Source organism: Micromonospora sp. WMMD961 (assembly GCF_029626145.1).
In the GTDB taxonomy this organism is placed as follows: Bacteria; Actinomycetota; Actinomycetes; order Mycobacteriales; family Micromonosporaceae; genus Micromonospora.
Genome location: NZ_JARUBJ010000002.1, coordinates 6082923 through 6102858, shown reverse-complemented (window position 1 = coordinate 6102858; position 19936 = coordinate 6082923). Strand labels below are relative to the sequence as shown.

Sequence of the window (19936 nt, the reverse complement as noted above, 5' to 3'; positions counted from 1 at the left end):
GATCGTGTGACTCAGCGACCCAGTACGCGGTCCAGGAAGTCCCGGTAGTTGCGTACCGCCATTCGCAGTTGTTCGGTGTCGGCGGAGCCGGCGTCCTGCCACCCACCCAGCGTGTTCTTCTGCGCGGCGAGCGCCGAGGAGAGAGCCTGGATGGCCTCCTCCACGAGCGACTGCGCCTCGCCGGCCGCCGCGTGCGGATCGTCGACGAAACGCAACTGCACGTCGCGCCAGCGGTCCCGGAAGCCCTGCGCGGTGTCCGTGTCCAGGAGCGTGGCCGCCGCGGTCGCGACGGTCGATCCTGCGGGGGGTGAGGTTCCGGCGGACTCCAGCGAGGTGTCGCTGTCCTCGGTCTGGACCGCTTCGCCGTCCGCGTCCGGGTCGACCATCTCCGGTGTCGCACTGCCGTAGGCAGCCGCGTCCGCGTCGACCGGGGCATCGCGCCTCGCGTCGTCGGAGTCGGCGTCGCGGCGGTGCAGCTCGGCGGTCGGATCGGCGCGCTGACCCTCCCGCTCGCCGTCCTCGGCGCCGTCGCCCGGCTGGGCTGTCCGCTCCGCCCGGGGATCCGGCTGGTCCTGCGGGCTCGGGCTGGCCAGCGCGGACGCTGCCACCGCATCGGCCACCGTGGTGGCGCCGAACGTCGTCGGCAGCGGCCCCGGCTCGTGGAAGCCGCCGTCGTCGGTGGACCGGTCGTCGCGCCGGTGGCCCGGGTCCGGGTCGTCGCCCCGCTCGTCGTCGTCGGCCAGGGCGTACGCGGCATCTCGTTCGGTGCCGTTCGTCCGCTCGCCCTCGGTGCTCAGCTCTCGGTCGGTGCTCAGCTCTCGGTCGGTGCTCAGCTCTCGGTCGGTGCTCTGGTCGTCGAAGGTGCCCCGATCGTCGAGGGCGTCCTCCGGAACGTCGGAGCGGCCGGCCCGATCTCCGGCCGGGGGTACCGGCACGGGGGCGGAGCGAACCGCCTCCGGGTGGTCGTTGCTCACCTGCTGCTCTTCCTGGCGCATCGGTGGCCTCCTCAGCGGCTCGTGGCGTCGTGGTCCGGGTGGTGGCGCTGTTCGGGCGTACGGTGACCGAGCGGCTCCTCGCCGAGCAGGTCGGCGAAGAGCGCCCGGTAGTGCACGACTGCCTGCCGCAGCTCCTCGGTGCTCGCCTCGCCCCGGTTGTTGCGCAGGTGGATGTCGTGCGCGTCCCGGTAGTTGGTCAGCGTGCGGGCGTGCTCGACGGACAGGTGGGCGATCTGGTCGGAGAAGTCCCCGGTCGGGTAGCCCTGCTCCTCGATGAGGCGGGTGACCAGTTCGTCGGCGTCGCCCACCGTCTCGCCAGGCGAGTCGATGAAGCGGACCTGGAGTTCCTCCCAGGCGGCGCTGTAGTGGGCCCGGGACTCCGGGCTGAGCGGGGTGAGCGAGAGTTCGGCGTGCCGGCGTTCCCGGTCACGCAGCTCGCGCTCCGCGGCGGACCGGCTGTCCTGCTCGGCCACCACCCGGTCGTACTCCGGCCCGAACCGGGAGCGCAGCGCGCGGCGGCGGCTGAGTGACCGGGCGGCCACGGCCAGCGCCGCGACGACCACCAGCACGACGAGCACGATGACGATTACCTGAGTGGGCGACATGGGCTCCTCCTTCGTCATCTGGTATTCCCTCCGCACACTGATCGCCAATCCCGATCCGGGACACTTTCCTGACGAGGGGCGCAGCCCGCCCTGAACGGAGGGCGCAGCCCGCCGCGGCGCTGAACTTGACTCGATCCAGAAAGCGTTTTGGCGGGGGTGATGCACCAGCGGGCAGCAACCCGGCTGACCACCCGGCTACCGGACGCAGCTTTCGGAGCGTCGATGTTGGCGCGACGGGCGGTAGTGCGACGGCCCTTGATTACGTATCCTGCCCAAGGCGCCCGCGCCGGTGCCCGGCGTCGACGCCGGGCACGCTCCCGGCCGGCGCGTTGCCCGGCGGTGCCGGCGCCCCTCCTGCCACCCCTGCACGGGCGAGGTCTGATGAGAACCCGCGACTGGCCGATCCGCTCGAAGCTGACCGCACTGGTCGTCGCACCGGTGACCGCGCTGCTGGCCCTGTGGATCTTCGCTACGACACTGACCTTCGGTCCCGCGCTGAACCTGCTCTCCGCGCGCACGCTGCTGTACGACCTGGGTCGTCCCGGCGAGGCCGTGGTCACCGAGCTGCAACGCGAACGCCGGCTCTCGGTGGTGCAGCTCGCCGGGACCACCGAACTGCCGGCGCTGATCGAGCAGCGTCAGCGCACCGATCGGGCGATCGCCGAGCTGCGCCGCCGGGTCGACGGGGAGGCGTTGCGCGACGCCGCCGACGACCTGCTGGAGGACCGGGTCGACCGGCTGGTCACCGCCCTGTCGGCGCTGCCGACCGGGCGGGACTTCATCGACGACCGCATGATGGACCGCCCGGGGGTGATCGGCCTCTACAGCGGGATGGTCACCGCGGCCTTCCAGGCGTTCTCCGCGATGGCGAACCTGAACGACCCCGCCATCAACCGGCAGGCTCTGGCGCTGACCGCGTTGGGTCGATCCCGAGAGCTGCTCGGCCAGACCGACGCCATGCTGGCCGGTGTGCTGACCGCCGGCCGGTTCGCCACGGGTGAGCACGCCCAGCTCGTGCAGACGATCGGCAACCAGCGGTGGCTCACCGACAACGCGGTGGCCGACCTGCCCGAGGCGGGGCGCACCGCGTACCAGCGGCTGAGCGAAAGCCCGGACTTCGTCAGCGTGCGTGCCATGCAGGACGCGTTGATCGGGGCCAACAGGTCGGGTCGACCACCCGTGGACGCGGCGGCCTGGCAGGCCGGCCACGACGCCGTCCAGCAGCAGCTCCGCGACTTCGAGCTGGACGAGGCCGACAACCTCACCGACCGGTCGGTGCCGATGGCGGTCGGGATCCTGGCCCGGCTGGCCGCCGCCGGGGTGCTCGGGCTCGTCGCGGTGGTGGTCTCGGTGCTGGTGGCGTTGCGGGTCGGTCGCACACTGGTCCGGCGGCTCAGCGGCGTCCGCACCGCCGCGCTCGACCTGGCCGAGCACCGTCTGCCGGACGTGGTGACCCGGCTGCGTCGGGGTGAGCAGGTCGACGTCGCCCGGGAGGCGCCGCCTCTGGAGTACGGCCACGACGAGATCGGTGAGGTCGGGCGCGCCTTCACCGAGGTGCAGCGCACCGCCGTCCAAGCCGCGGTCGACGAGGTCACCCTGCGTCGCGGGCTCAACGAGGTCTTCCTCAACATCGCCCGACGCAGCCAGAGCCTGGTACATCGCCAACTACACCTACTGGACCGGATGGAACGCCGGGCGGAGGACCCGGACGAGTTGGCCCAGTTGTTCCAGGTCGACCACCTGGCGACCCGGCTCCGTCGGCACGCCGAGGATCTGGTCATCCTCGCCGGCTCCGCGCCCGGCCGCGGTTGGCGGAACCCCGTCGCGATGGTCGACCTGATCCGCGGCGCGATCTCCGAGGTCGAGGCGTACGACCGGGTGGACATCGCCGCCGTGCAGCCGGCCGGGGTGCTGGGCCGGGCGGTCGGCGACATCATCCACCTGCTCGCCGAGCTGGTCGAGAACGCCACCGCCTTCTCCCCGCCGGACACCCGTGTCACGGTCGTCGGGGAACAGGTGGCCAACGGTTACGCACTGGAGATCACCGACCAGGGGCTGGGCATGTCCGTCGCGGCGCTGGAGACCGCCAACACCCGGCTGGCCAGCTCACCCGAGTTCGACCCGGCGCAGAGCGCACGACTCGGCCTGTTCGTGGTGGCCCGGCTCGCGGCCCGACACAACGTGCGGGTGCGGCTGCGACCCTCCGGCGACGGCGGGGTGACCGCTGTGGTGCTGGTCCCCACCGACCTCGTCACCACCGAACCCCCCGCCGGCCCCGACCCTGCCACGCTGGATGCCGCCTCGGCCGACGCCCGCCGACGGCTGGCCCGCCCGGCGCGGCGGGACACCGTGCCCCGCGCCCGCACCCGCCCGCTGACCGCCCTGTCCGCTGTCGCGGCTCCGTCCGGCTCGGCCGCTGTCGCGGCTCCGTCTGGCTCGGCCGCTGTCGCGGCTCCGTCTGGCTCGGCCGCTGTCGCGGCTCCGTCTGGCTCGGCCGCTGTCGCGGCTCTGCCCGGGTCGGGGGCCGGAGTGTCGACCTCGGACACGTCGCCGGCGAACGGGAACGGCGACGCCGAGTCGACGGCCTCCCCGGAGGCGCTCGACGACGAGCTGGACGGCCTGCCGCGCCGGGTGCGACGCCACACTCCTACCGCGCAACCCCGGTCGGCCGTCAACGACACCCCGTCACCCCGATCCCCGGAGGAGGTCCGCCGCGTGATGGCCGCCCTCCAGGCCGGGACCGCGCGCGGACGCGCCACCGTGATCACTCCGACGGCACCGGCGGCAGGAACGGCGCGGACGGCACCAGCGTCCCCGCCGACAGGAACGCCAGCGACGGCAGCGCCAGCGGCACCGCAGGCGGGAACGGCACCGGCAGCGCCAACCGGTCCGGCGATCCCGGCCGCTCCCGCTGGCCCGAAGACAACCCCCGAACACCCGACCGCGACTGAGAGGGACGCCTAGTGCGGCAATCGACGAAGCAGAGCGCTGGCCTCGACTGGCTGCTCGACGAGCTGGTGCAACGGGTTCCGGCCGCCCGCGAGGCCGTGGTGCTCTCCGCCGACGGCCTGCTGCTCGGCTGTTCGGCCGACTTGGAGCGTTCCGACGCCGAGCACCTCTGTGCGCTCGCCGCCGGCTTCTCCAGCCTGGCCCGGGGCGCCAGCCGACACGTGGACGGCGGTCCGGTCCGACAGACCGTGGTGGAGATGGAGTCGGCGTACCTCTTCGTCACCGCCGCCGGCCAGGGTGCCTGCCTGGCGGTGGTGAGCGACGCCGACGCGGACATCGGGCTGGTCGCGTACGAGATGGCGATGTTGGTCATCCGAGTGGGGGAGAGCCTCTCCGCGCCGGCCCGCTCGTCGGCGGGAGCCGGTGATGCGGACTGAACCGCCCGGGCCGCAGCACGAGTGGCTGGACGGCGAAGCCGGCCCGGTAGTGCGCCCGTACACCCTCACCGGAGGACGGGTACGCTCCGCCGTCGACGGTTTCAACCTGGTCGCGTTCGTACTGGCCGGTTCGGACGTCGACGCGGCGAGTCATCCGCATCTGCTCCCGGAGCATCGACGGCTGGTCGCGTTGTCCCGCCGGCCCGTGTCGGTGGCCGAACTGGCAGCCGAGCTGGACCTCGCGGTCGGTGTGGTCCGGGTCCTGCTCGGTGATCTCCTGGCCGAGGGCCTGGTCGCGGTGCACGAGCCGCCGGCCGCCGGCATCCTTCCCGACGACGACATTCTCAAGGCGGTGGTCAGTGGACTCCGTGCGCTATGACCAGGTGGGCACCAGCACCACCATCCCGCTGGCGCTGAAGATCCTCATCGCGGGAGGCTTCGGAGCTGGCAAGACGACGTTGGTGAGCGCCCTGAGTGAGGTCCGTCCGTTGCAGACCGAGGAGGTGTTGACCGGTGCCGGGATCGGCACCGACGACGTCTCCGGGGTGGAGGGCAAGTCGACCACCACCGTGGCGATGGACTTCGGCCGGATCACCATCAACGAAGACCTGCAGGTCTACCTGTTCGGCACCCCGGGTCAGGACCGGTTCTGGTTCCTCTGGGACGAGTTGGCCTTCGGTGCCCTGGGCGCGGTGGTCCTCGCCGACACCCGCCGGCTGGCGGACTGCTTCCCCTCCATCGACTACTTCGAGCAGCGGGGCATCCCGTTCGTGGTGGGCGTGAACTGCTTCGACGACTCCCGCCGTTTCAACCTGGAGACCGTACGCCGAGCCCTCGACCTGGACCCGGACGTGCCGATGGTGCTCTGCGACGCCCGGGACCGGCAGTCCGGGAAGATGGTGTTGATCTCACTGGTCGAGCATGTGGCCCGACAGCGCGGGGAGCCGGTGCCGACGGCCTGAGAACCGGGAGCCGGAAAGCGGTTAACGGCCGGGCAACGCGGGCAGCCTCTGGTTGGATCAACGGAGGACGCCAGCGGAGGAGTCGGACGTGAGTGGTCAGGACGAGGTTGTCCACATCGGGGGTTACACCGCCCAGAGTGGTGGGCGGGGCAGCGGCATCGTCGCGGCGCGCCGCGATCCGGCGACCGGGGCGCTGACTCCGCTCGGCACGGTGGCCGTCACCGCGTCCCCCTCCTTCCTGGCGCGGCACCCCAGCCGGCCGGTGCTCTACGCGGTCAACGAGTTGACGGACGGCGAGATCAGCGCCTGGCAGGTCGGGTCGGAGGGTGAGCTGGCTCCGCTCGGCAACCGCTCCACCGGCGGCGCCGAGCCGTGCCACCTGGCGGTGATGCCCGACGGCGGCCACCTGCTGGCGGCCAACTACGGCAGCGGCAGCATCGCGGTCTTCCCGTTGGACGCGCGGGGCGTGCCCGGCGAGCGCAGCGACCTGGTGGTGCACGAGGGGCACGGCCCCGACCCGGACCGCCAGGACCACGCGCACGCCCACATGGTCTCCCCGGGTTCCGGTCGAGGGCCGATCTTCGCGGTCGACCTCGGCACCGACTCGGTCTACCGCTACGACCTGGACGGCGCGAGCGGACGACTGGTGCCCCGCGCGCCGCGGATCCGCACGACGCCCGGCACCGGGCCCCGGCACCTGGCCCGGCACCCGGACGGACGGCGCTGTTACCTGGTCGGTGAGCTGGATGCGTCGGTCACCGCGTACGAGCTGACCGACGACGGTGCGTTGCACCAGCACGGTCGGGTCGAGGCGAGCGGGCGGTCCGGTCATGTCCAGCCGTCGGAGGTCGCGGTCTCCCCGGACGGGCGGTTTCTCTATGTCGGCAACCGCGGGGTGGGGACGGTGGCGGTCTTCACCCTCGCGGGGGACCTGCCCGAGCTGGTGGCCGAGGTGGACACCGGTGGTGAGTGGCCCCGACACTTCGCGTTGATCGGGGACCACCTCTACGTCGCCGACGAGCGGGCGGACATGGTGCGGGTCTTCCGGCGCGACGCCGACACCGGCGTCCCGGAGGCGGTCGGCGAGCCGGTGCCGGTGCCGAGCCCGACCTGTGTGTTGCCCTGAGCAACCGAGCCGAGACGTGAGGACAGCACCGGTTCGGCAACGCCACGGGGCTGCAGCATCACTCTGTGTTGTTAAAAGGTGGTCAACTGTTTCTCCTCCGTAACTTTAGTCCGAACGGATGTGGCAGAGAGGGCACCTTGTACGCAAGATGGTCACCGTGTCAGCAGGCCGCCATCGCATGCGTTCGAAACTCCACCTAGCCGCCGCCGCCGCAACGGCGGGGGTGCTCGTCGTGACGACGGGCGCGTGGTTCGGCTATCGGGAGTTGGTCCAACCCAGCTGCTCGGGGGAGATCCGACTTGCCGTGGCGGTCGCCTCCGAACTCGCGCCGGCGGTGGACGCCGCCGCGTCCCAGTGGGTCAAGGACGGCGCCGCGGTAGGCCCGACCTGCATCCGCGTCGACGTCTCCGCGTCCGACCCGGTCGACGTGGCGGCCGTGGTGGCGGCCAAGCACGGTGCTGTGCTGGCTGGTGTGGGGCAGGCCAGCGGCACCGCCGTCAGCCCCGACGTGTGGGTGCCGGACTCCTCGACCTGGCTGCTGCGGTTGAAGAAGGACGCGACGGCGTTCGCTCCGACCAACGGCGCGTCCATCGCGCGCAGCCCCATCGTCGTCGCGATGCCTGAGCCGATCGCCACCCGGCTGGGGTGGCCGGACAAGAAGTTCAACTGGACCGATCTGCTCAAGCAGGTCAACAACCCCAGCGCGCCCCTGCGGACCGGGATCGTCGAGCCGACCCGCGACGCGGCGGGTCTGTCCGGCCTGCTCTCGCTGACCGCAGCGGCCAACGGTGCCGGCGGGGACGCCCAGCGCAACACCGTCGGCGCGCTTCGGGCACTGGCCACCGGGCGCTCGTCGCTGCGCAACGACCTGCTGGCTCGTTTCCCGACCGCCAACGACGCGACGTCCATCGCCAGCGGTCTCGGCGCGGCGGCTCTGTCCGAAGAAGACGTGATCGCCTACAACAGCAAGAAGCCGCCGGTCTCGCTCGCCGCGCTCTACATGGAGCCGGCGCCGATGCCGCTGGACTACCCGTACGCGGTGTTGCCCGGCATCGAGCCGAGCAAGGCGTCGGCGGCCAAGGTGCTGTTCGAACTGCTCACCAGCCCGACCTTCCGCAACCGGTTGGCCGCGCAGTCGCTGCGTGCGCCGGACGGCAACTGGGGCGAGGGCTTCAAGGCACCGCAGGGTGCCCCCAGCCCGTCGGGCGACGCGCCGACCGCACCGGCGAATGGTGGCACTGCGGCGGGTGGCCTCGACCCGGCCGCCATCCAGCGGGTCGTCTCCAGTTGGTCGATCGCCACCCAGTCCGGTCGGATGCTGGCCGTCATCGACGTCTCCGGCTCGATGAAGAACCCGGTGCCCTCCGCCAACAACCGCAGCCGGGAAGAGGTCACCGTGGACGCGGCGCGCCGTGGCCTCGGCCTCTTCGACGACTCCTGGTCGATCGGCCTGTGGACCTTCTCCACCAAGCTCGTCGGCAACCGGGACTATCGACAGTTGGTGCCCATCGGGCCGCTCTCCGCCCAGCGGGCCCAGTTGGAGGGGGCGCTCGCGACCGTCAAGCCGTCCAGCGGCGACACCGGCCTCTACGACACCATGCTGGCCGCGTACCAGGCCGTGCAGGAGAACTGGCAGCCCGGTCGGGTCAACTCCATCGTGCTGTTCACCGACGGTAAGAACGACGACGACGACGGCCTCAACCAGGAGCAGCTGCTCGCCAAGCTCAAGCAGGCCGCCGACCCGGAGCGGCCGGTCCAGGTCATCATGATCGGTATCGGCGAGGGCGTCAGCAAGGCCGAGCTGGAGTCGATCACCAAGGTGACCGGTGGCGACGTCTTCGTCACCAAGGACCCGAGCGAGATCGGCAGCATCTTCCTCAGCGCCATCGCACGGCGTCCACCAGCGCCGCGCTGATCCGAGGCTCAGACGCCAAAGGGCCCGCCGTACCGTCGATCGGTGTGGCGGGCCCTTTTGGCCGCCGGGTTGAAGAAAAGTGACGGCAATACGTCGGAAGCAATCGGTCTTCATAGTTGTCAAGGCAGGATGTCGACTGTTCCGGCATGGTCGGTCCGCCTCCGGTCCGACCCGTCAGCCGGGGCCATCCTGAACAGAGTGGGAGGGCCGGTGAGCGCGGCGACACTGTTGACCCCCGCCACGTCGGCGGAGTCGGACGGCCGTCCTGCCGGGCTCGTGGCCCGGGCCGACGAACGGTCCTACGTCCGGGTTCTGGTGGTCCTGGACACCACCATCCTCATCACCGCGCTGCTCATCGGGTACGTCACCCGCTTCGGTGACGACGAGCCGACCGGCTCGGAGGTCCCGTACGTGCTGGTCGCCCCCGGGCTAGTGCTGGCCTGGCTGATCTCGCTCAAAGCGCTCGGCTGCTACGACGACCGGGTGATCGGCTACGGGGCGGACGAGTACCGGCGGGTCAGCTCCGCCAGCCTGCGGCTGGCCGGTGCGATCGCCATCATCGGCTACATCGCTGACGTCGGCGTCTCCCGGGGCTTCCTCGGAATCACCTTCGCGGTGGGCACCGTCGGGCTGGAGGTGGCACGGTTCGCCGCCCGCAAGCGTCTGCACCGGGCCCGCTCGGTGGGCGCCGGCTGGTCCCGCAAGGTGCTGGTGGTCGGCGACACCGCCCACGTGTTGGAGTTGGTGCACACGCTGCGCCGCGAACCGTACGCCGGCTATCAGGTGGTGGGCGCGTGCATTCCGGACGCGTTGCTCGCACCGGTGGCGCAACGGCTGGGTGACGTGCCGGTGGTGGGGTCGTTCCGGGGCATCCCGGAGGCCGCCACCGCGATCGGCGCGGACACGGTCGCGGTAACCGCGTCCGGCGAGCTGACCGCAACCCGACTGCGTCGCCTCGGCTGGCAGTTGGAGGGGACCGGCGTCGACCTGGTCGTGGCACCCGCGCTGACCGACGTCGCCGGCCCGCGAATCCACACCCGCCCGGTTGCCGGGCTGCCGCTGATCCACGTCGAGGCCCCCGAGTTCCGCGGCGCACGCAAGCTGGTGAAGGGCCTCGTGGACCGCTCCGCCTCGTCGTTCGCGTTGGCGCTGCTGCTGCCGCTGATCGCGTTCGTCGCCCTGGCCATCAAACTGGACAGCCGGGGGCCGGTGCTGTTCCGACAGGTCCGCGTCGGCCGGGGCGGGCAGGAGTTCGGCGTGTTCAAGTTCCGCACCATGGTGGTGAACGCCGACGCCATGCTCGCCGAGTTGACCGCCCGCAACGAGACCGACGGGTTGATGTTCAAGATGCGCCAGGACCCTCGGGTCACCCGCGTCGGCCGCTTGCTGCGTAAGTGGTCGCTGGACGAGCTACCGCAGCTGGTCAACGTCCTGTTGGGTCAGATGAGTCTGGTCGGGCCCCGCCCGCCGCTGCCCTCGGAGGTGGCCCGCTACGACGGCGACGTGGCCCGGCGGCTGTTGGTCAAGCCCGGCATGACCGGCCTCTGGCAGGTCAGTGGCCGCTCCGACCTGAGCTGGGAGGACGGCATCCGGCTCGATCTCTACTACGTGGAGAACTGGTCGCTCGCCGCCGACCTCACCATCCTCTGGAAGACCTTCGGTGCGGTCCTGAACGGCCGCGGCGCCTACTGACCGCGCCGGTCGCGGTTACGGGCCGGTCCAGTCCAAGCAGACGACCACCGCGTCGTCGACCAGGTCACCTGCCACGAAGGCGCGGAGGTCACCGATCAGCGACCGGACGGCGTCCAGTGGCTCCATCGACCCCGTCCGGCGCAGGAACCGGTCAAGTGCCGTCTCGCCGTAGCGGCTGTGCTGCCCGGTGGCCTCCAGCACCCCGTCGCCGACGACGAAGATCCGGTCGCCGCGTTCCAGGGGGAACTTCTGCTCGTGGTAGTCGGTCGCCTCGAACATGCCGAGCGGGAACTGCGCCTCCAGAGGCTGCTCGATGACGTTCCCGGAGCGCAGGATGACCAGCCGCGGTGAACCCGCGTCGACCACGGTCATCATCCCGGAGCGCAGATCCAACTGCATCAGCAACGCCGAGAGGTGCTGCTCGCCCCGGTACAGGTCGTAGAGTGCCTGGTCGGCGAGGGCGGCCTGGTCGGCCAGGCTGAGCCCGGCGCGGCGCGCGTTGCGCAGCGCGTGGGTGGCCAACGAGGTGAGCAGGGACGCGGCCACGCCCTCACCGCTGCCGTTGATCGTGGACAACCAGAGCGACTGCCCGTCGTCGGACCAGTCGAAGCTGTCGCCCCGGACCGCGTACGCCGGTTCCAACTGCCCGGCCAGGCTGAACGACGGCCGGATCCGGCTGCGGCCGGGGAGCAGGTCCCACTGCATCTCGGCGGCCAGGGTGAGGCGTTGAGCGCGCCGGGCCGCCCGGTAGACGTCGGTGCCTGCGGAGACCGCGGCCAACTCGTGGGCGAGCGCGGTGGCGATGTCGGCCATCGGGGCGACGGCCTCCGGGTCGTCCGGAACGGGTGACAGGAAGAGGACGCCCCGACGTTCACCGCGCATGCTGACCGGGAGCCAGGCGTTGCCGTCGGAGACCACGGGTGACTGGTGGTCGAACGCGCGCCAGGCGGGGTGCCCCGGAGTGGTGATCGCTTCACCGTCGGTAAGCGGGATCAGCTCGGCGAGACGGTAGTCGACCTGGTACAGCTCGACGTCGGTGATGCCGTACGACCGGGCCAGCACGTCCCCGATACCACCGACGATCCGGTCGGCCGGTGTCTCGTTCAGGGCCTGTCGTGCCCGACTGACCGGTTCACTCATGCTGGCTCCCTCGCTAAAGCTCGACCACCTGTGGGTTCGGAGTAGTCTCGGGCCACCATGGCCGAACTGAACGGTCCGACGGACCCCGAGACGAGTATGGCTGCCGCGCTGGACACGGTGGCCGCTTCCCTGCTGGGCATCTGGGAATCCGCCCGCGAGGGGACCGCCAACCGCGTCTCCGGTGCGCAGCTACGGGCAGTGATGGTGGTGGAGCAGACCGACGGGATCAACCTGCGCCGGCTCGCCACCCAGCTCGACATGCTGCTCAGCTCTGCCAGCCGCCTCTGCGACCGGCTGGTCGCCGCCGGCATGCTGGAACGTGAGCCGGGCCGCTTCGACCGGCGGGAGATCTCGCTGCACCTCACCCCGGAGGCCCGCCGGCTCCTCGCTGAGCTGCGCGCCGACCGGCAGGCACAGCTCGCCGCCGTGCTGGCCGGGATGGGCCCGGAGGGCCGTGACGCGCTGCTGCGCGGGATGCGGGAGTTCGACGAGGTAGCGCGCCGGCAGCAGGCGGACACCACGCCGGCGGGCGAGTCGGCGGAGCGGGAGGACTGGCCGGGCGACCCGGACGGCCCGGGTGGGCCGGGTGGGCCGGCCGACCGGAGCCGGCAGACCAGTGTGCGGTGGGCCGACCCGTCGGCTGCCTCGGAACGGTCGGTCGGCAGCACCCGGGAGTGGCCGACCGGCGGGCCGGTGGCACGGACCGCCTGATCGAGCAGGTCGGGGGTGAGGTCCGCCGGCCCCTCGCCGCGATCAGCGATGCCGTCGCCAGGCCGGAACCGTCGATCACGCCGGCACCGACGCGCGGATGGCGAGCATCGCGATGTCGTCGTGGGCCTGCCCGTCCAGCCAGTCGTCGACCGCCTGGAGCACCCCGTCGATCAGGGCCGCCGGTGACTGCCCGGCCGCCGACGCGGCCACCGCACGCAGCCGGGCCTCGCCGAACATTTCCGCGTCGCGCGGGCCGCGCGCCTCGGTGACCCCATCGGTGTACGCGAGCAGCAGGTCGCCGGGGTCGAGGTGCACCCGGGTTTCGGCGAATCGTGCGGCCGTCAGCGCCCCGACCGCGGTGCCGCCCACCGGGACCGGGGTGGCCGTGCCGTCGCGGGTGACCAGCAGGGGTGCCGGGTGACCCCCGCCGGCGATCCGGACGTCCACTCCGGCGGGGCTTCGGTCCAGCGATCCGAGAAGCAGGGTGGTGAACTGGCTGCGTCGCGCCGCGTCCGGGGCGTCGAACAACGCCCGGTTGAGCAGGTGGATCAGCTCCAGCGGGCGTTGCTCGACGAGCCGCAGCGTCTGCAGGGACTGGCGGACCCGGCCGGTCAGCACGGCCGCGCTCACGCCCCGGCCGCACACGTCGCCGAGCGCGAACAGGGCACCGCGCGGGTGCGGGAACACCTCGTAGAAGTCGCCGCCGATGCGCAGGGTGTCCCCGGCGGCCCGGTAGCCGCCGGCCAGCGTCACGCCGGGAACGGTGGGTAGGTCGGGCGGGAGCAGGCTGGTCTGTAGCACCCGTGCCAGGTGGGCCTGCTCGCCGTGGAGGTCTGCGGTTGCCAGCGCGGCACCCGCCCGGGCGGCGAACTCCCGGGCCAGCTCGATTTCGCGCTCGCCGAAGTCGGGCCGCCCGGCGCGCCGGACGAGCAGCAGAGCACCGACCGACCCGTCGGCGCCGGGCATCGGACAGACCAGCACCGTGCCCGGGCAGTCGAGATCGGGCGGCAGCGTGGTGGCCAGGTCGGTCAGCTCGGCGTTCCGCCAAGGGACCGGCCCGGCGAGATCACCGGCCAGCGCCTCGGCCAGCACTGGCACGGTGCGGGTCAGCGTCGCCGGGGCCAGCCCGCTGACCGGGGCGGGCTCGCCGTCGGATTGCCGGATCCAACGGGCGTACGGCTCCGCCGACGTGGCCGGTCGGGGCAGTGCCACGGCGACGTCGGCCAGGTACGGCACGGCGAGCGCGGTGGCGGCCAGGAGCACCTGGTCCCGGTGCAGGGACGTCCCGAGCCGGCTGCCCGCCTCGGCGAGGAACGCGGTGCGGGATCGTTCGGCACGTAGGGCGTCGGTGCGGTCGTGCTCTTCGGTGACGTCCCGGACGTACCACGCGAAGCGGGGACCGGCGAGCTGCCGCCGGAGACCGCGCAGCCGTCGGCCGTGGTGGTCGGCGTCGAAGCGGTCGGCGTCGGCGGCGACCGCCCGGGCTAAGGCCGCCACCGTGCATCGGGCCAGCTCGGTGCCGATGGTGACCTCCGGGAGCAGCTCCGCCGCCATGGTGTTGAGCAAGGTGACCCGGCCGGTCTCGTCCGTTGTCAGGACCGCCTCGCCGAGCCCGTCGAGCAGCTCGCGGGCCAGCGGCGCGTCGGCGGGCAGCGGAGTGTCGCTGGGTTGCCGGGTCGTGGTCACCGCCGGACGCCGGCTCGCGACTGACGACTCCTGCGCATGCTGCTTCTCGACTCCTCACCCGGCATCGTTGCTGTGGGGCAAGGATAGCGATTCCCTCCGACAGGCTCCCAGGGCGCGGCCGCGGTCAGCCGCAGCGGGCCAGCCAACCGGCGGGCTGGGCGACGATCCGACGGACGACCGAGCCGGCGGCTCCCACCGCTGCGGCCTCCGCGCCGAGCGTGGACGGCCGGACCGTCACCGGTGACCAGGCGGCGGTCAGCACCCGGCTGGCGATCTCGGCGAGCACCGGAGGGCACAGCCAGGGCGCCAGGGCCGCATAACCGCCGCCGAGCACCACGGTGTCCAGGTCGAGCAGGTTGACGACGCCGGCCACCGCCACACCGAGCGCGGTTCCGGCGTCGTGCAGCGCCCGAAGCGCGTCGGCGTCGCCGGCCTCGGCCAGTTCGGCCAGCCGCGCCGTCGCGGTGTCCGCCGGAAGCTCCGCCCGGGCCAGCCCGGCGGCGGTCACGATCGCCTCCTGGCCGGCGTACTGCTCCAGGCAGCCCTGACCGCCGCAACGGCACGGACGACCCTCGGGGTGGACCGGGAGGTGCCCGATCTCGCCGCTCCAACCGCGGACGCCACGGAACAGCGCCCCGTCCAGCACGATGCCCGCGCCGATGCCCACCTCCCCGGAGATGTGCAGGAAGCTGGACGGGCCGGGCGGCCGGGCGTGCAGCTCACCGAGCGCGGCGAGGTTGGCCTCGTTGTCCACCACCAGGACGGGGACGCCGGGCACCTGCTCGACCAGTGGAGGATGCTCGGCGAGCAGAGCGGGCACCGGCACGTCCTGCCAGCCGAGGTTCGGCGCGAGCCGGACCAGGCCGGCGTCGTCCACCAGGCCGGGCACCGCGAGCGCGGCTCCGATCAGGGTGAGGCCCTGGTCCGCGGCGTCGGCACGGGCGACCCCGGCCATCTCGACCAGCTGGGCCAGGGCGTCGGCGGGGGCCACCGGACGCAGGTCGGCCCGGTGCACCGTGCGGTGCCGCACCTCACCCGCGAGGTCCACCACGCAGACCGCCAGGTAGTCGACGTTGACCTCCAGACCGAGCCCGGCCGGCCCCTGGTCGGCCAGGACCAGCCCCCGTGCCGGGCGGCCGGCGCCGGAGCGGGGAGCCGGGTCGGATTCGCTGACCAGGCGCCCGGCGAGCAGGTCCTCGACCACCGCGGACACGGTGGCTCTGGTGAGGCCGGTCGCGGTCGCCAGGTCGGCCCGGGACGGAGGGCGCTCGGCCGCGGCGATGCGGCCGAGGACCAGGGCGAGGTTGAGCTCGCGCAGACTGCCCTGACGGACTGCGCCGACCGGGGCGTGGGTGAGGCTCACCCCTTGACAGTGCCATAGGGCGGGCAAATAATTCAATGGCTGAACAAATAGCGGACAACACCACCCCGGAGGTTGCTCATGGCACCCCGTCCCACTCCCGCCGACAAGTTTTCCTTCGGGCTCTGGACCGTCGGATGGCAGGCCCGTGACCCGTTCGGTGACGCCACGCGCCCCGAGCTCGACGCGGTCGAGGCAGTGCACCGGCTCGCCGAGCTGGGCGCGTACGGCATCACCTTCCACGACGACGACCTGATCCCGTTCGGCGCCGACGCCGCCACCCGTGACCAGCACATCGCGCGGTTCCGCAAGGCCCTCGACGAGACCGGTCTGGTGGTGCCGATGGTGACCACCAACCTCTTCACCCACCCGATCTTCAAGGACGGCGGCTTCACCAGCAACGACCGCGACGTTCGCCGCTACGCGCTGCGCAAGGTGCTGCGCCAGGTCGACCTGGCCGCCGAGCTGGGCGCCAGCACCTTCGTCATGTGGGGTGGCCGCGAGGGCTCCGAGTACGACCTCGCCAAGGACGTCCACGCCGCGCTGGACCGCTACCGCGAGGCGGTGGACCTGCTCACCCAGTACACCATCGACAAGGGCTACAACCTGCGGTTCGCCCTGGAGCCCAAGCCCAACGAGCCGCGCGGCGACATCCTGCTGCCCACCATCGGGCACGCGCTCGGCTTCATCTCCCAGCTGGCCCATCCGGAGATGGTCGGCCTCAACCCGGAGGTCGGCCACGAGCAGATGGCCGGGCTCAACTACGCGCACGGCATCGCCCAGGCGCTCTGGCAGGGCAAGCTGTTCCACCTGGACCTCAACGGCCAGCGCGGCATCAAGTACGACCAGGACCTGGTCTTCGGCCACGGTGACCTGATGAACGCGTTCGCCCTGGTGGACCTCCTGGAGAACGGCGGCCCCAACGGCGGGCCGACCTACGACGGGCCGCGGCACTTCGACTACAAGCCGTCCCGCACCGAGGACATGGACGGGGTGTGGGCCTCCGCGGCCGCCAACATGAGCACCTACCTGCTGCTCAAGGAGCGGGCGGCGGCGTTCCGCGCCGACCCCGAGGTGGTCGAGGCGCTGGCCGCCAGCAAGGTCGGCGAGCTGAGCACGCCGACGCTCAACGACGGCGAGGGCTACCAGGAGTTCCTGGCCGACCGGTCCGCGTTCGAGGACGTCGACGTCGACGCGGTGGCCGCCCGGGGCTTCGCCTTCGTCCGGCTCAACCAGCTCGCCGTCGAGCACCTGCTCGGCGCCCGCTGAGGCCCCGCCATGCCGTTGGTCGCAGGCGTCGACTCGTCCACCCAGTCCTGCAAGGTGGTCATCCGGGACGCGGAGACCGGTGCCCTGCTCCGGCAGGGTCGCGCCGCACATCCGGATGGCACCGAGGTCGACCCGGAAGCCTGGTGGCAGGCGCTGCGTAGCGCTGCCGACCAGGCCGGCGGGTTGGCCGACGTGGCCGCGATCTCCGTCGCCGGCCAGCAGCACGGCATGGTCTGCCTCGACGAGGACGGCCGGGTGGTCCGCCCGGCGCTGCTGTGGAACGACACCCGATCCGCCGACGCCGCCGCCGACCTCGTGGAGGAGGCCGGCGGCGGCCCGGTCGGGCGTCGGTTCTGGGCCGAGGCCACGGGCAGCGTGCCGGTGGCCAGCTTCACCCTCACCAAGCTGCGGTGGCTGGCCACGCACGAGCCGGAGCGGGCCGCCCGGGTGGCGGCGGTGTGCCTGCCGCACGACTGGCTGACCTGGCGGCTGGCCGGCGCACCGGGGCTGGACGCGTTGCGTACCGACCGGGGTGATGCCAGCGGCACCAGCTACTGGTCGCCGGCCACCGGCGACTACCGGATGGACCTGCTGGAGCGGGGTTTCGGCCGGCGGCTGGTGGTGCCCCAGGTGCTCGGTCCGGGAGAGTCGGCGGGCAAGCTGGCCGACGAGTTCGGTGGGCGGGGCGGCGCACTGCTCGGCGCCGGCACCGGGGACAACGCCGCCGCCGCGCTCGGCGTCGGCGCCGGGCCGGGTGACGTGATCGTCTCGATCGGCACCTCCGGCACCGTGTTCAGCGTCGCCGACGTGCCGGCCGCCGACGAGAGCGGTGCGGTGGCGGGCTTCGCCGACGCGTCCGGTCGCTTCCTGCCGTTGGTCGCCACGCTCAACGCCGCCCGGGTGCTGGACGCCGCCGCCGCGCTGCTCGGCGTCGGGCTGGACGAGCTGGCCGAGTTGGCACTCTCCGCGCCGGCCGGGGCCGACGGGTTGGTCATGGTGCCGTACCTGGAGGGGGAGCGGACGCCGAACCGTCCACTCGCCACCGGCGCGGTGCACGGCCTGACCCTGCGCACGTCGACCCCCGCGCACCTCGCGCGGGCCGCCGTGGAGGGCATGCTCTGCGCGCTCGCCGACGGGCTGGACGCGTTGACCGCCCAGGGTGCCACCGCCCGCCGGGTCATCCTGGTCGGCGGCGGAGCCCGGTCCGCCGCCGTCCGCCGGATCGCACCGCAGGTGTTCGGCTGCCCGGTGGTCGTCCCACCAGCGGGGGAGTACGTTGCCGACGGTGCTGCCCGGCAGGCCGCCTGGGTCGCCCTGGGCGGTGCGACACCGCCGGTGTGGCAGCTCAAGGGCACCGAGGAGTACGCGGACGAGCCCGTCCCCGCCGTGCGTGAGCAGTACGCCGCGGCGCGCGGACTGGTTCTCGACCGGCGCTGACCATCGGATCGACGCGGGTGGGTGCCCGGGAAGCCGACCGGCACCCACCCGCGTGACGAGGTCCTGAGTCGCGTCTGGTTTGCTGCCGGTCATGACGGTGACCAGTGGCGGGCCCGGCCGTGGCGGGGCGCAGCCCGGCCAACGCCCGCACGGCCGGGGCGGCGGCCCGGCGCACCGGTTGTACAGCGTCGTGGTGTTCGTGCTGCTCGCCTCACTGGACAACGTGGCGATCGGGTTGGTCCCGCCGCTGTACGGCCCGATCTCCGACGCGTTCGACGTGTCGGGGCGACTGCTCGGTCTGGTCACCGCCGTCAGCTTCCTGGTCAGCGCCGTGGCCGCGGTCGGCTGGGCGTACGTGGGCGACCGGACCAACCGCAAGCCCCTGCTCATGGTGGGCACACTGCTGTGGGCGGCGGGTACCGGCGGCAGCGCGCTCGCCGGCGGTTACCTGACGTTCCTCGCCGCGCAACTGGTCGCGGCGGTCGGCCTCGGGGCGGTCGGCTCGGTCGGCTTCTCGGTGGTCACCGACCTGATCTCACCGACGAGGCGCGGGCTGGTGATGAGCTTCTGGGGGCTCTCCCAGGGAGTCGGCACCCTGGCGGGCACCCTCGTCGGAGGGCTCCTCGGTGCGACCGACTGGCGGCGGCCGTTCCTGATCCTGACCGGCGTCGGCCTGGCCGCCACAGTGGCCTACCTGTTCACGTACGACATCCGGCGCGGCCAGAGCGAACCGGAGTTGGCCTCCCGGCTGGACGCCGGCGCCGAGTACGACTATCGGATCAGCCGTGCCGACCTACCGCGCATCCTGGCCCGACGCACCAACCGGTGGCTGATCCTGCAGGGGCTCACCGCGCAGGCCGCCTTCGGTTCACTGGTGTGGTTGCCGGTGCTCTTCGCCGAACGGGCCGAGGCGCAGGGCTACTCGACGTCGACGGCGGTGGTGGTGGGGAGCGTCTTCGCCACACTGTTCCAGCTCGGCGGGGTGCTCTCCATCGTGGGCGGGCTGGTCGGCGACGCGGTGCAGCGGCGTACGCCGAGAGGGCGCGCTCTGGTCGCCGCGGTCGGCATCCTCGCCGCGTTGCCGTTCTACCTGGTGTTGTTCTTCGTCCCGGTGACCATCGACGTGCCCGACGGCGCGAGCGGCGGCGCGGTGGTCGGCGCCGTGCTGGCCAGCGTCTTCACCGAGCCGTCGGTCGGGCTGAGCCTGCTCACCGCTGTCGTGGCGCTCGCGTTGACCTCGGCCAACTCGCCGAACTGGTTCGCGCTGATCGCCGACGTCAACCCGCCGGAGCACCGGGGCACTGTCTACAGCCTGGGCAACCTGGTCAACGGGGTCGGTCGGGCGGCCGGCAACGGGCTGGTCGGGGTGGCGTTCCAGGGACTGCGCGCGGCATTCCCGCCGCCGTTGAACTTCGCTGTCGGGCTGGCCGCGTTCCAGCTCTTCTTCATCCCCACAGGAATCATGTACTGGCTCGCCTCGCGGACCTCACCGGCCGACATCGAGAACGTGCACGACTTGCTGCACACCCGAGCCGACCGCCTCTAACCGCCCGCCCGCGCCCGCCCGCGCCCGCCCGCGCCCGCCCGCGCTGGCCTGCGCCCGCCCGCGCTGGCCCCCGCCCTCCCGTGACCGCGCTGGACCGCGTCCGTGC

15 protein-coding genes and 1 pseudogene are annotated in these 19936 nt (G+C 72.5%); 11 read left to right on the top strand and 5 right to left on the bottom strand.

Annotation, left to right across the window (positions count from 1 at the left end):
- Positions 1-476: 476 nt before the first annotated feature.
- Together O7614_RS32270 and O7614_RS27820 are read right to left on the bottom strand one after the other, a co-directional pair.
- Positions 477-665: pseudogene (locus O7614_RS32270) on the bottom strand (hypothetical protein); the annotation flags it as partial.
- A 341-nt stretch (positions 666-1006) separates the two neighbouring features.
- Positions 1007-1600 (bottom strand): hypothetical protein, encoded by a 594-nt coding sequence (locus tag O7614_RS27820; protein ID WP_278141364.1) that lies wholly within the window; start codon positions 1598-1600, stop codon positions 1007-1009.
- A 381-nt stretch (positions 1601-1981) separates the two neighbouring features.
- On the opposite strand from O7614_RS27820, the gene O7614_RS27815 reads away from it, so the two are divergent.
- From O7614_RS27815 to O7614_RS27785, 7 genes are all read left to right on the top strand, one after another.
- Positions 1982-4564 (top strand): nitrate- and nitrite sensing domain-containing protein, encoded by a 2583-nt coding sequence (locus O7614_RS27815; RefSeq protein ID WP_278141363.1) that lies wholly within the window; start codon positions 1982-1984, stop codon positions 4562-4564.
- Positions 4564-4986, top strand: coding sequence for a roadblock/LC7 domain-containing protein (locus O7614_RS27810; RefSeq protein WP_278141362.1), 423 nt, complete (start codon positions 4564-4566; stop codon positions 4984-4986). The genes O7614_RS27815 and O7614_RS27810 overlap by 1 nt, the downstream gene beginning before the upstream one ends.
- Positions 4976-5365: a DUF742 domain-containing protein gene (locus tag O7614_RS27805; protein WP_278141361.1), complete on the top strand. Its 390-nt coding sequence runs from the start codon at positions 4976-4978 to the stop codon at positions 5363-5365. Before O7614_RS27810 ends, O7614_RS27805 begins: the two co-directional genes overlap by 11 nt.
- A complete protein-coding gene (locus tag O7614_RS27800; protein WP_278141360.1) occupies positions 5346-5948 on the top strand; it encodes an ATP/GTP-binding protein in 603 nt (200 codons plus the stop codon). The genes O7614_RS27805 and O7614_RS27800 overlap by 20 nt, the downstream gene beginning before the upstream one ends.
- Before the next feature lie 88 nt (positions 5949-6036).
- A complete protein-coding gene (locus tag O7614_RS27795) occupies positions 6037-7074 on the top strand; it encodes a lactonase family protein (RefSeq protein WP_278141359.1) in 1038 nt (345 codons plus the stop codon).
- Positions 7075-7231: 157 nt separating this feature from the next.
- Entirely contained in the window at positions 7232-8989 is a 1758-nt protein-coding gene (locus O7614_RS27790) for a substrate-binding domain-containing protein (RefSeq protein ID WP_278141358.1), read from the top strand.
- A gap of 210 nt (positions 8990-9199) precedes the next feature.
- Positions 9200-10681 (top strand): sugar transferase, encoded by a 1482-nt coding sequence (locus tag O7614_RS27785; protein WP_278141357.1) that lies wholly within the window; start codon positions 9200-9202, stop codon positions 10679-10681.
- A gap of 15 nt (positions 10682-10696) precedes the next feature.
- Here O7614_RS27785 and O7614_RS27780 read toward each other — a convergent pair whose 3' ends face one another.
- Positions 10697-11821 carry a PP2C family protein-serine/threonine phosphatase gene (locus O7614_RS27780; RefSeq protein ID WP_278141356.1) on the bottom strand — a complete coding sequence of 375 codons (1125 nt, stop codon included), beginning with the start codon at positions 11819-11821 and terminating at the stop codon, positions 10697-10699.
- A gap of 57 nt (positions 11822-11878) precedes the next feature.
- Between O7614_RS27780 and O7614_RS27775 the strand changes: the two genes are divergently transcribed.
- A complete protein-coding gene (locus O7614_RS27775) occupies positions 11879-12532 on the top strand; it encodes a MarR family transcriptional regulator (protein WP_278141355.1) in 654 nt (217 codons plus the stop codon).
- Between the two features lie 75 nt (positions 12533-12607).
- Here the strand turns inward: O7614_RS27775 and O7614_RS27770 are convergent, their stop codons facing one another.
- A complete protein-coding gene (locus O7614_RS27770; protein ID WP_278141354.1) occupies positions 12608-14218 on the bottom strand; it encodes a PP2C family protein-serine/threonine phosphatase in 1611 nt (536 codons plus the stop codon).
- Positions 14219-14342: 124 nt separating this feature from the next.
- On the bottom strand, positions 14343-15581 hold the full coding sequence (locus O7614_RS27765) for an ROK family transcriptional regulator (RefSeq protein ID WP_278141353.1): 1239 nt from the start codon (positions 15579-15581) through the stop codon (positions 14343-14345).
- A 78-nt stretch (positions 15582-15659) separates the two neighbouring features.
- On the opposite strand from O7614_RS27765, the gene xylA reads away from it, so the two are divergent.
- The 3 genes from xylA (at position 15660) to O7614_RS27750 (ending at position 19830) form a co-directional block, all read left to right on the top strand.
- Entirely contained in the window at positions 15660-16847 is a 1188-nt protein-coding gene (gene xylA / locus O7614_RS27760) for a xylose isomerase (protein ID WP_278141352.1), read from the top strand.
- Between the two features lie 9 nt (positions 16848-16856).
- A complete protein-coding gene (xylB, locus tag O7614_RS27755) occupies positions 16857-18284 on the top strand; it encodes a xylulokinase (RefSeq protein WP_278141351.1) in 1428 nt (475 codons plus the stop codon).
- 91 nt (positions 18285-18375) lie between these two features.
- A complete protein-coding gene (locus O7614_RS27750) occupies positions 18376-19830 on the top strand; it encodes an MFS transporter (protein ID WP_278141350.1) in 1455 nt (484 codons plus the stop codon).
- Positions 19831-19936: the final 106 nt, after the last annotated feature.